The 10,131-nt window shown below is 43.0% G+C and carries 12 protein-coding genes and 1 pseudogene; 12 read left to right on the forward strand and 1 reads right to left on the reverse strand.

The genetic code is table 11. From position 1 onward, the window contains the following. The first annotated feature begins 69 nt into the window (after positions 1–69). The 4 genes and pseudogenes from kefG to slyD all read left to right on the forward strand — a co-directional run bounded on the left by kefG (position 70) and on the right by slyD (position 3,336). Positions 70–624: a glutathione-regulated potassium-efflux system ancillary protein KefG gene (gene kefG / locus PR809_RS07600; protein WP_102138904.1), complete on the forward strand. Its 555-nt coding sequence runs from the start codon at positions 70–72 to the stop codon at positions 622–624. Beyond that, positions 624–2,431 (forward strand): annotated as a pseudogene (gene kefB / locus PR809_RS07605) (glutathione-regulated potassium-efflux system protein KefB). Before kefG ends, kefB begins: the two are co-directional and overlap by 1 nt. A 9-nt stretch (positions 2,432–2,440) precedes the next feature. Beyond that, the gene (locus PR809_RS07610) at positions 2,441–2,644 is read left to right on the forward strand and encodes a YheV family putative zinc ribbon protein (RefSeq protein WP_102138906.1); all 204 of its coding nucleotides are present in this window, start codon (positions 2,441–2,443) and stop codon (positions 2,642–2,644) included. An 86-nt stretch (positions 2,645–2,730) separates the two neighbouring features. After that, a complete protein-coding gene (gene slyD, locus PR809_RS07615) occupies positions 2,731–3,336 on the forward strand; it encodes a peptidylprolyl isomerase (protein WP_004262508.1) in 606 nt (201 codons plus the stop codon). An 80-nt stretch (positions 3,337–3,416) separates the two neighbouring features. Here slyD and PR809_RS07620 read toward each other — a convergent pair whose 3' ends face one another. Further along, on the reverse strand, positions 3,417–3,638 hold the full coding sequence (locus PR809_RS07620; RefSeq protein WP_004262507.1) for a SlyX family protein: 222 nt from the start codon (positions 3,636–3,638) through the stop codon (positions 3,417–3,419). A 244-nt stretch (positions 3,639–3,882) separates the two neighbouring features. On the opposite strand from PR809_RS07620, the gene fkpA reads away from it, so the two are divergent. The 8 genes from fkpA to fusA all read left to right on the forward strand — a co-directional run bounded on the left by fkpA (position 3,883) and on the right by fusA (position 10,053). Beyond that, positions 3,883–4,626 (forward strand): FKBP-type peptidyl-prolyl cis-trans isomerase, encoded by a 744-nt coding sequence (fkpA, locus tag PR809_RS07625; RefSeq protein WP_102138909.1) that lies wholly within the window; start codon positions 3,883–3,885, stop codon positions 4,624–4,626. Positions 4,627–4,923: 297 nt separating this feature from the next. Continuing rightward, positions 4,924–5,628: a helix-turn-helix transcriptional regulator gene (locus tag PR809_RS07630; RefSeq protein WP_102138910.1), complete on the forward strand. Its 705-nt coding sequence runs from the start codon at positions 4,924–4,926 to the stop codon at positions 5,626–5,628. Further along, positions 5,625–6,029, forward strand: coding sequence for a sulfurtransferase complex subunit TusD (tusD, locus tag PR809_RS07635; RefSeq protein WP_166265865.1), 405 nt, complete (start codon positions 5,625–5,627; stop codon positions 6,027–6,029). The genes PR809_RS07630 and tusD overlap by 4 nt, the downstream gene beginning before the upstream one ends. Positions 6,030–6,083: 54 nt before the next feature. Further along, the gene (gene tusC, locus PR809_RS07640; RefSeq protein ID WP_241098780.1) at positions 6,084–6,413 is read left to right on the forward strand and encodes a sulfurtransferase complex subunit TusC; all 330 of its coding nucleotides are present in this window, start codon (positions 6,084–6,086) and stop codon (positions 6,411–6,413) included. Between the two features lie 57 nt (positions 6,414–6,470). Then, positions 6,471–6,758: a sulfurtransferase complex subunit TusB gene (gene tusB, locus PR809_RS07645; RefSeq protein WP_102138913.1), complete on the forward strand. Its 288-nt coding sequence runs from the start codon at positions 6,471–6,473 to the stop codon at positions 6,756–6,758. A 136-nt stretch (positions 6,759–6,894) separates the two neighbouring features. After that, positions 6,895–7,269 carry a 30S ribosomal protein S12 gene (gene rpsL / locus PR809_RS07650; protein ID WP_004265905.1) on the forward strand — a complete coding sequence of 125 codons (375 nt, stop codon included), beginning with the start codon at positions 6,895–6,897 and terminating at the stop codon, positions 7,267–7,269. Positions 7,270–7,366: 97 nt separating this feature from the next. Then, on the forward strand, positions 7,367–7,837 hold the full coding sequence (gene rpsG / locus PR809_RS07655) for a 30S ribosomal protein S7 (protein ID WP_004262486.1): 471 nt from the start codon (positions 7,367–7,369) through the stop codon (positions 7,835–7,837). A gap of 89 nt (positions 7,838–7,926) precedes the next feature. Continuing rightward, positions 7,927–10,053: an elongation factor G gene (gene fusA, locus PR809_RS07660; RefSeq protein ID WP_102138914.1), complete on the forward strand. Its 2,127-nt coding sequence runs from the start codon at positions 7,927–7,929 to the stop codon at positions 10,051–10,053. The last annotated feature ends 78 nt before the right edge of the window (positions 10,054–10,131 follow it).

A 10,131-nucleotide genomic window follows, 5' to 3' on the forward strand; every position in this document is an offset into this window, starting at 1 on the left:
TATGACGAGTATAGCAGGCTGCATGGTAACGGAAAATGTTCCGTCTGACACGCCTTTGAGGAGGGAAAGATGTCAAATACACCGAAAGTTCTAGTGGTCTATGCTCACCCGGACCCCGACGAATCTATGGCTAATAAGGCGTTACTGGGTGCTATACATGATTTTGACCATGTAACTGTGCACGATTTATACGCAATTTATCCAGATTATTTTATTGATGTTACCGCGGAACAAAAATTATTGTGCCAGCACGATATCATTGTTTTTCAGCATCCCCTTTATACTTATAGTTGCCCTGCATTGTTGAAAGAGTGGTTTGACCGCGTGTTAACTCGCCGTTTTGCTACCGACGTGGGGTATCAAAAATTAAAAGGCAAATACTGGCGCTCGGTGATCACCACCGGAGAGCCCATTCACGCTTACCAACATGATGGGTATAACCATTACCCACTCACGGAAATACTTCGACCATTTGAATTGACCGCATTAATGTGTGATATGCAGTGGCTGGAACCAACCATTATTTATGCAGCACGTCGGCAGCCGAAAGAACGCTTTGAACAGCTTATTGATGACTACCGCCAATGGATGCAACAACCGCTAGGCGCGGGAGGGTTATCCTAATGTCAGAACTGGGGCTATTTGAGTCCGTTATTATTTTCCTCTGTGCAGGGGTAATAATGGTGCCGATCGCACAAAAAATCCGTTTAGGTGCTGTGCTTGGGTATTTGCTTGCAGGGATCATGATTGGGCCATTTGTTTTCGGCTTTATTCGTAATGTTGATGATATTTTACACTTCTCCGAAATGGGGGTGGTGTTCCTGATGTTTCTCATTGGTTTAGAGCTCAAACCTTCTAAATTATGGGAACTTAGGCGCTCGATTTTTGGTGTTGGTACGCTTCAAGTGTTGTGACCGCTGCTATCATGGCGTCATTGTTATTTTTAGCCAAATTCTCTTGGCAAGCCGCCATTGTCGGTGGATTAGGAATGGCGATGTCTTCAACGGCAATGGCACTTCAGTTGATGAACGAAAAAGGGATGTCCAATAAAGAAAGCGGGCAACTTGGTTTCTCTGTTTTGTTATTTCAAGATATGGCCGTTATTCCTATTATGGCGCTGATCCCATTGTTAGCCGGGGACTCCGCAACCAGCGATTGGCAAAAAATTGGCTTGAAAATAGTAGCATTCGCAGGCTTATGGGTAGTTGGCCGCTATTTATTACGACCGATGTTCAGGCTTGCCGCTAAATCTGACGTTCATGAAATTTTTACGGCTGCAGCATTACTGGTGGTATTAGGCTCCGCACTTATTATGGAAAGCCTTGGGTTTTCTATGGCACTGGGCACCTTTATGGCAGGGGTCATGTTAGCGGAAACAGAGTTTCGCCATGAACTGGAAATTAATATCGAGCCATTTAAAGGGTTATTACTGGGGCTATTTTTTATTTCAGTAGGTATGTCATTAAATTTAGATGTGCTATGGGCCTATTTACCACAAGTATTGATTGCCGTTGCAGTATTAGTCGGAGTCAAAGCATTGGTACTTTACGGCCTGAGTTTAGCGGCTAGGCTTCGAAATGGCGCAAGAGCGCAATTTTCCGGGGTACTTAGCCAAGGCGGTGAGTTTGCTTTTGTGATCTATGGAACTGCTTTTGGAGCAAGTGTGATTAATGAATGGCAAATGGACTTACTGCTGGTGGTTGTCACACTTTCCATGATGACTACGCCACTTGTGATGCAGCTGATAGATGCCTATTTGAACTACCGTTATAATCAACAACCAGCCTCGAGTGAAAAACCGTTTGTGGAAGACAATGACCCGCATGTTATTTTGGTCGGTTTTGGCCGCATGGGGCAGGTGGTTGGCCGCTTATTGATGGCTAACAAGGTTAAAATCACCGTGCTAGAACAAGATGTTACAGCAATTGGTACCATGCGCCGCTACGGCTATACCGTATATTATGGTGATGCGCGTGAACTGCAGTTATTGCGTTCCGCAGGAGCAGATAAAGCGAAGTCAATTGTGATCACCAGTGATGTGCCAGAAGAAGTGATGGAAATTGTGCAAATTTGCCAAGAAAATTTCCCTAACTTGCATATTATTGCACGCGCTAAAGGTCGTCTTGAGGCACATGAGCTATTACAATGTGGGGTCACTGATTTCAGCCGTGAAACATTCTCAAGTGCGCTTGAATTAGGTAGTAAAGCTCTTGTTAGCACAGGAATGCATCCTCATAAAGCCTATCGTGCCAAACAGCATTTCCGCCGTTTAGACATGAAAATGCTCAGGGATATCTACCCTGAAAATGAAAATAGTGATAGCGGGCAAATTTCACGCATTAAAGAGGCGCGCCGTGAACTTAATGAGCTCTTTGAAAAAGAAATGCAACGAGAGCATCGCCAGCCTCATAGCTGGAATAATGAACAATAAGGGTTAGAAATGTCTTCAACACGTAAACGCTTTATTGCAGGGGCGACTTGCCCTAAATGCAAGTCACAAGACACTTTAATGATGTGGCGTGAAGATAAAATTGATGTTGTCGAGTGTGTCAATTGCGGTGACCAACAGCGCCAAGCGGGGGATGAAGCAACGGGGCATGTTAGACAAAAAGAGCAGGTTATTGGAATTTTTACACCTGAATAATAGAAATTTGTCAATTCTCAATACATCATCATAGTTTTTCGGTACAATTGGCAAAAATTTTTCCCTTACGGGTAGTAGGAGATGTCATGAAAGTAGCAAAAGACTTGGTGGTCAGCTTGGCTTATCAAGTAAGAACAGAAGACGGTGTTTTAGTTGATGAATCACCAGCAAGCGCACCAATGGACTATTTGCATGGTCGTGGGTCTTTAATTTCAGGTTTAGAAAAAGCATTAGAAGGCCGTTCTGTAGGCGAAAACTTCGATGTTGAAGTAGCTTCAGATGACGCATATGGTCAATACGATGACAACTTAGTTCAACGTGTTCCTAAAGATGTATTTATGGGCGTTGATGAGCTAGAAGTGGGCATGCGTTTCTTAGCTGACACTGACATGGGCCCTGTGCCTGTTGAAATCACAGGTATCGAAGGTGATGAAGTTATCGTTGACGGTAACCACATGTTAGCAGGCCAAAACCTGAAATTTAATGTTGAAATCATGGCTATCCGTGAAGCAACAGAAGAAGAAATTGCACATGGCCACGTCCATGGTGCAGGCGGTCACGACCATGACCACGACCACGAAGGTGGTTGCTGTGGTGGTGGCGGTCATAGCCACGGTTCAGAAGGCGGCTGCTGCGGTGGCGGTGAAGGCCACGGACATGGTCACAAACAAGGCGGTTGCGGCTGCCACTAATACGCGGTATTAGTGTTTGTAAAAAAAGGAAGCGAAAGCTTCCTTTTTTGCATTTAAAATCAATGGTTTTGCATTCTAAATTAATAATGTGGTGGCGGCGTTTCTTCTTCAGGTCTTGCTAAGTGAGAATCTTGGGATGATTTCAGTCTTTCAGCCACAATGCGCAAGTGTTCTTGAAGGCGGCTCATTTGCATTTGCTGGTCAGTAATAACCTGATTAAGTTGCTCAATAGCCAGTTCTTGAAAGGCAACTTTACTTTCTAAAAGTTCCAAACGTTGTTCAAATGTATCAGATGAGTCCATATTCGACTCTCCTTAAGCGTTTATATCGTAATTAAACCATCATAATAACCGAACATTACAAATCAACAGATAAGTTTTAGTTAAAGATATAGGCGATGAAACGACTTTTTGTTAATGTGGTCTCAGTAGTTCTTATATTTTTTAATACTCAATGGGATAACGGGTCTAAACTTAAAGAGCCCTATCCACAAAACGAATAGTTCGCTATTCGAATATAATCGAATAAAAGTTATCGGAGACTAGGATGAAATCACTGTTTAAGGCAAGCCTTTTAGCAACTACGCTAGCATTTACTTTTGCTGCTCCGCAAGTGATGGCAGCGGAAGCCAAAGCACAAAGCAGCGCATTCAAAAACGCAGAAGAGCGTAATGCGTATGCATTGGGTGCATCTTTAGGTCGCTACATGCAGAATTCTTTAGAAGAACAGAAAACAATCGGTATTAATTTGGACAAAGCTCAATTACTGGCAGGTGTTCAAGATGCATTTAACGGCAAAAGCAAAATGACCGATGCAGAAGTTGAAGAAACCCTGCGTCAATTTGAAGGCCAAGTCAAAGAAGCAGCTGACAAAAAAATGAAAGACGAATCAGCAGCGAATGAGAAAAAAGGTGCTGAGTATCGCGAGAAATACGCTAAAGAAAAAGGCGTAGTTAAAACCAAATCTGGCTTACTGTACAAAATTGAAAAAGACGGTACAGGTGCGAAACCTAAAGCAGATGAAACTGTCGTAGTTCACTATAAAGGTTCACTGATTGACGGTACTGAATTCGACAGCTCATATTCACGTAACGAGCCACTGACTATTCCATTAAACTCAGTCATTAAAGGCTGGACTGAAGGTTTAGTTAACCTGAAAAAAGGCGGGAAAATGCAGTTAGTGATCCCAGCTGAATTAGCTTATGGTGAAAATGGCGTGCCGGGTATCCCTGCAAATTCAACGTTAGTCTTTGATGTTGAATTATTAGATATCAAACCTGCCGCGAAATAAGCACTCACTAAGCATTAGCTAAGTGTATTTTTGAGCCCAATGCATTCATGCCTTGGGCTTTTTTGTCTTTCTCATCAAAAAAATTCTCAAATTGTTTAAAACTTGTGATAAAACAGACTGTCTTGCATTCATTCGCTTGACGGCAACGTCTTGGAGTTTTAACTTCAGAAGACTCTATTTTATTTTTTATCATCATAATTGTTGGCTACAAACAAAGTAATGAAGGCCAAATAGTCGAATAATGAACGCCTTTTTAGTCAACAGGATGAGTTTTTACATTAGAAGGATGATGTTGAAATGTCTGATTCTATACAATCACACGACCTCAGCGATATTAACATATTGGATAACCAACCCTTTTCTGAGACAGACCATGAAATTTTAAAATCATATGAAGCCGCGGTGGATGGTCTGGCAATGCTAATCGGTGGGCATTGTGAAATTGTTCTTCACTCTTTAGAAGACCTAAACTGCTCTGCAGTTAGAATCGCAAATGGCCAACACACTGGGCGTAAAATCGGCTCACCGATAACAGACCTTGCGTTGAGAATGCTGCATGATATGGCAGACGAAGAATCGAATGTATCGAAGGCTTATTTTACGAAAGCAAAAAGCGGTGATTTAATGAAATCCGTGACTATTGCAATTCGTAACCGCAAGCAACGTGTGATTGGCTTACTATGCATTAATATGAACCTAGATGTGCCGTTCTCTGAAATTATTCAATCGTTTGTTCCAGAAACCAAACAAGAAGTCACTTCAGATGTGAATTTTGCCTCTTCAGTTGATGATCTTGTCGCGCAAACATTGGAATATACGATCGAAGAAGTTGGCGCTGACCGTAATGTTTCGAATAATGCGAAAAACAAGCAAGTGGTCCTTAATTTATACGAAAAAGGTATTTTCGATATTAAAGATGCCATTAACCAAGTTGCAGACCGCCTGAATATTTCTAAACACACCGTTTACTTATACATTCGTCAATTCAAGAGTGGTGAATGAGTAATATAAATTCGTTAACTTACTGCTTAGTTGTGACAGGCCCTGCTTACGGTACACAACAAGCAGCAAGTGCGTATCAATTTGCCAAAGCCCTTCTTAAAGAAGGGCATATATTGAAAACACTCTTTTTTTATCGTGATGGTGTTTTCAATGCGAACCTGCTCACATCACCGGCAACAGATGAATTTAATTTAGTTCCAGCTTGGCAGGAACTCGCAAAACAATCTGGGTGTGAAATGCATATCTGTGTTTCCGCTGCACTGCGTCGAGGAGTGGTTGACCAAGAACAAGCGCAAAGTTTATCTCTTCCAACGGCTAACCTTGCTGAGGGCTTTATCATGAGCGGGTTAGGGAGCCTTGCTGAAGCGATGATAACCACAGACCGAACGATTCAATTCTAAGAACAGCTCAATACAAGGTATCGTGTGAAAAAAATAGCTTTTGTCTTTACAACCATGCCCCATGGAAATGCCAGTGGCCGAGAAGGGCTAGATGCATTATTAGCAACTTCAGCGCTGACAGAAGACATTCAGGTGTTTTTTCTCTCTGATGGTGTCTACCAGCTTCTAGCAAACCAACACCCTGCTGAAGTGCTTGCCCGAGATTACATCGTTACATTTAAAATATTGCCATTATATGACATTGAAAAAATTTATCTCTGCGGTGCTTCGCTACAAGAAAGAGGGTTGGGGGAGAATGGTGAATGGGTTGTGACTCCAACAATTCTCAACAAGAAAGAGATCAGAGCTAAAATAGCGGAATGTGATGTGGTGCTTAATTTTTAATCTATTGTGCGAATTTTGAGCTTGGGTTAGGTTTTGATCTATAGTAGGATCTTTTCTATGCTGTATACATTAGCAACATCTCCATTTAAATGTGATTTTTCTGCGATGCTAGGTTTTATTACGGCTGAAGACGTAGTTTTACTGATGCAGGATGGCGTGGTTGCGGCAGTCGCACAGTCGCCTTTTCTTGCTGCATTACAAAAAACAGGCGCGCAGCTGTACGCTTTGGATGTCGACATCAACGCTCGCGGGTTGCAAAATACCCTCTCAACCACAGTTTCTGTGATCACATATCAAGGTTTTGTGAAGCTAACAGAAGTCCAAAAACAACATTTTGCCATATAAAGGCATTAAAAGTTGTATATTTCTTGACACCTGAGCCAGTCAGCAATAAAATTTCGCGTCCTCGTGTATCGTCATGTTGGCGAACGAGGTCAAAATCCGTGTTTACGAAGCAATAAAACCAGGAGCTTTTTTAATAATGGCAACTATTAATCAGCTGGTACGCAAATCTCGTAGCTCGAAAGTTGTTAAAAGCAACGTTCCAGCACTGGAAGCTTGCCCGCAAAAACGTGGCGTATGTACTCGTGTATATACTACCACTCCTAAGAAACCAAACTCAGCATTACGTAAAGTATGCCGTGTTCGTTTAACTAACGGTTTCGAAGTTTCTTCCTACATCGGTGGTGAAGGCCACAACTTGCAGGAGCACTCCGTTATCCTTATCCGTGGTGGTCGTGTTAAAGACTTACCAGGTGTGCGTTATCACACCGTTCGCGGTGCACTGGACTGTTCTGGTGTTAAAGACCGTAAGCAAGCTCGTTCTAAATACGGCGCGAAGAAACCTAAGGCTTAATGGATTTCCGTTAAGTAAGGCCAAACATTTTAATCTTAATGTCAAAATACTCTCGTAGAGTTTTGGACAAACCTGAATTAACAACGGAGTCATATCCATGCCACGTCGTCGCGTAATAGGTCAACGTAAAATTCTTCCAGATCCTAAGTTCGGATCAGAATTACTGGCCAAATTTGTAAATATCCTGATGGTAGACGGGAAAAAATCTACTGCTGAAGCAATCGTATATAACGCACTTGAGACCCTTGCTCAGCGTTCTGGTAAAACTGAACTTGATGCATTCGAATTAGCACTGGATAACGTGCGTCCGACTGTGGAAGTTAAATCCCGCCGTGTTGGTGGTTCAACTTACCAAGTTCCAGTTGAAGTTCGCCCGGTTCGTCGTAATGCCCTGGCAATGCGTTGGATCGTTGATGCTGCTCGTAAACGCGGTGATAAATCTATGGCACTTCGCCTGGCAAATGAATTATCAGACGCTGCTGAGAACAAAGGTTCCGCTGTTAAGAAACGTGAAGACGTTCACCGTATGGCAGAAGCTAACAAGGCGTTCGCACACTATCGTTGGTAATTATTTCTTACCTACATTAGTGATGTATCTCAGGGTAGCCATTTGCTACCCTTTATATGAAGCATTGAACGCCCACGAGAGAGGAAAAAATGGCCCGTCAAACGCCCATAGCACGTTATCGTAATATCGGTATCAGTGCACACATCGACGCCGGTAAAACCACAACTTCTGAACGTATTCTGTTCTATACTGGTGTAAACCATAAAATTGGTGAAACTCACGAAGGTTCTGCAACAATGGACTGGATGGAGCAGGAGCAAGAGCGTGGTATTACTATCACATCTGCAGCGACTACTGCATTCTGGTCTGGTATGGCAAAACAGTATGAGCCACACCGTATCAACATCATCGACACCCCGGGACACGTTGACTTCACAATCGAAGTAGAACGTTCTATGCGTGTTCTTGATGGCGCAGTAATGGTTTACTGTGCAGTTGGTGGTGTTCAGCCACAGTCTGAAACTGTATGGCGTCAGGCTAACAAATATAAAGTTCCACGTATCGCGTTCGTTAACAAAATGGACCGTATGGGTGCGAACTTCTTACGTGTTGTTGAGCAATTAAAATCACGTTTAGCAGCTAACGCAGTTCCACTGCAATTACCAGTCGGCGCAGAAGAAGCGTTCACAGGTGTTGTTGACTTGCTGAAAATGAAAGCAATTAAGTGGAGCGATGAAGACCAGGGCGTTACCTTCGAATACGAAGATATCCCTGCGAGCATGCAAGAAGCAGCTGAAGAGTGGCACAACAACCTGATCGAAACCGCAGCAGAAGCATCAGAAGAACTGATGGAAAAATATCTGGGCGGTGAAGAACTGACTGAAGCAGAAATTAAAGCTGCATTACGTCAACGTGTTCTTGCAAGCGAAATTATCCTGGTTACCTGTGGTTCTGCATTTAAGAACAAAGGTGTTCAGGCGATGCTGGATGCGGTGGTTGATTACTTACCTGCGCCAACAGATGTACCTGCAATCAATGGTATTCTGGATGACGGTAAAGACACACCTGCAGAGCGTCACGCAAGTGATGATGAGCCATTCTCATCATTAGCATTTAAAATTGCAACTGACCCATTCGTTGGTAACTTAACGTTCTTCCGTGTTTACTCTGGTGTTGTTAACTCAGGTGACACAGTTCTGAACGCAGTGAAATCGAAAAAAGAACGTTTTGGCCGTATCGTTCAGATGCACGCTAACAAACGTGAAGAGATCAAAGAAGTTCGCGCTGGTGACATCGCGGCGGCAATCGGTCTGAAAGACGTAACTACAGGTGATACTTTATGTGCTGTTGATGCACCAATCATCCTGGAGCGTATGGAATTCCCAGAGCCAGTAATCTCTGTTGCAATTGAACCAAAAACTAAAGCTGACCAAGAAAAAATGGGTATCGCATTAGGCCGCTTGGCTCAAGAAGACCCATCATTCCGCGTATCAAGTGATGAAGAGACTAATCAGACTATCATCGCTGGTATGGGTGAATTGCACTTGGACGTTCTGGTTGACCGTATGCGTCGTGAATTTAAAGTTGAAGCGAACGTTGGTAAACCTCAAGTTGCTTACCGTGAAGCAATCACTATGAAAGTGACTGATATCGAAGGTAAACACGCGAAACAGTCTGGTGGTCGTGGTCAGTACGGTCATGTCGTTATCGATATGTTCCCACTGAACAAAAACGATAAAGACGGCGTTCAAATGGATTACGAATTTGCCAACGACATCAAAGGTGGTGTGATTCCAACTGAATACATCCCTGCAGTTGACAAAGGTATCCAAGAACAGCTGAAATCTGGTCCATTAGCTGGTTACCCGGTTGTTAACATGGGTGTTCGTTTACATTTCGGTTCTTACCATGATGTTGACTCCTCTGAATTGGCGTTTAAACTTGCGGCTTCAATCGCGTTTAAAGATGGCTTCAAAAAAGCTAAACCAGTTCTGCTTGAGCCAATCATGAAAGTTGAAGTGGAAACACCAGAAGACTACATGGGTGATGTTATTGGTGACCTGAACCGTCGTCGTGGTATGATTGAAGGTATGGATGACCTGCCTACTGGTAAAGTCGTTCGTGCACAAGTACCATTGTCAGAAATGTTCGGTTATGCTACTGACCTGCGTTCTCAGACACAAGGTCGTGCTTCATACTCTATGGAGTTCCTGAAGTACAATGAAGCACCAAACAACGTTGCACAAGCTGTAATCGAAGCTCGTAACGCTAAATAATCGATTTTTATCGGTTAACTACTTTAATTTAAGTTCCTTCTTTATCGTGAAGAGGGAACTCCATAAGGAATAGAGTCG

Source organism: Providencia sp. PROV201, assembly GCF_028479545.1.
Lineage (GTDB): Bacteria > Pseudomonadota > Gammaproteobacteria > Enterobacterales > Enterobacteriaceae > Providencia > Providencia huaxiensis.

What these genes read in the sequence shown, in the direction of transcription:
- kefG (WP_102138904.1), top strand. Translation starts at nt 70, where the DNA reads ATGTCAAATACACCGAAAGTTCTAGTGGTCTATGCTCACCCGGACCCC.
- PR809_RS07610 (WP_102138906.1), top strand. Translation starts at nt 2,441, where the DNA reads ATGTCTTCAACACGTAAACGCTTTATTGCAGGGGCGACTTGCCCTAAA.
- slyD (WP_004262508.1), top strand. Translation starts at nt 2,731, where the DNA reads ATGAAAGTAGCAAAAGACTTGGTGGTCAGCTTGGCTTATCAAGTAAGA.
- PR809_RS07620 (WP_004262507.1), bottom strand. Translation starts at nt 3,638, where the DNA reads ATGGACTCATCTGATACATTTGAACAACGTTTGGAACTTTTAGAAAGT.
- fkpA (WP_102138909.1), top strand. Translation starts at nt 3,883, where the DNA reads ATGAAATCACTGTTTAAGGCAAGCCTTTTAGCAACTACGCTAGCATTT.
- PR809_RS07630 (WP_102138910.1), top strand. Translation starts at nt 4,924, where the DNA reads ATGTCTGATTCTATACAATCACACGACCTCAGCGATATTAACATATTG.
- tusD (WP_166265865.1), top strand. Translation starts at nt 5,625, where the DNA reads ATGAGTAATATAAATTCGTTAACTTACTGCTTAGTTGTGACAGGCCCT.
- tusC (WP_241098780.1), top strand. Translation starts at nt 6,084, where the DNA reads ATGCCCCATGGAAATGCCAGTGGCCGAGAAGGGCTAGATGCATTATTA.
- tusB (WP_102138913.1), top strand. Translation starts at nt 6,471, where the DNA reads ATGCTGTATACATTAGCAACATCTCCATTTAAATGTGATTTTTCTGCG.
- rpsL (WP_004265905.1), top strand. Translation starts at nt 6,895, where the DNA reads ATGGCAACTATTAATCAGCTGGTACGCAAATCTCGTAGCTCGAAAGTT.
- rpsG (WP_004262486.1), top strand. Translation starts at nt 7,367, where the DNA reads ATGCCACGTCGTCGCGTAATAGGTCAACGTAAAATTCTTCCAGATCCT.
- fusA (WP_102138914.1), top strand. Translation starts at nt 7,927, where the DNA reads ATGGCCCGTCAAACGCCCATAGCACGTTATCGTAATATCGGTATCAGT.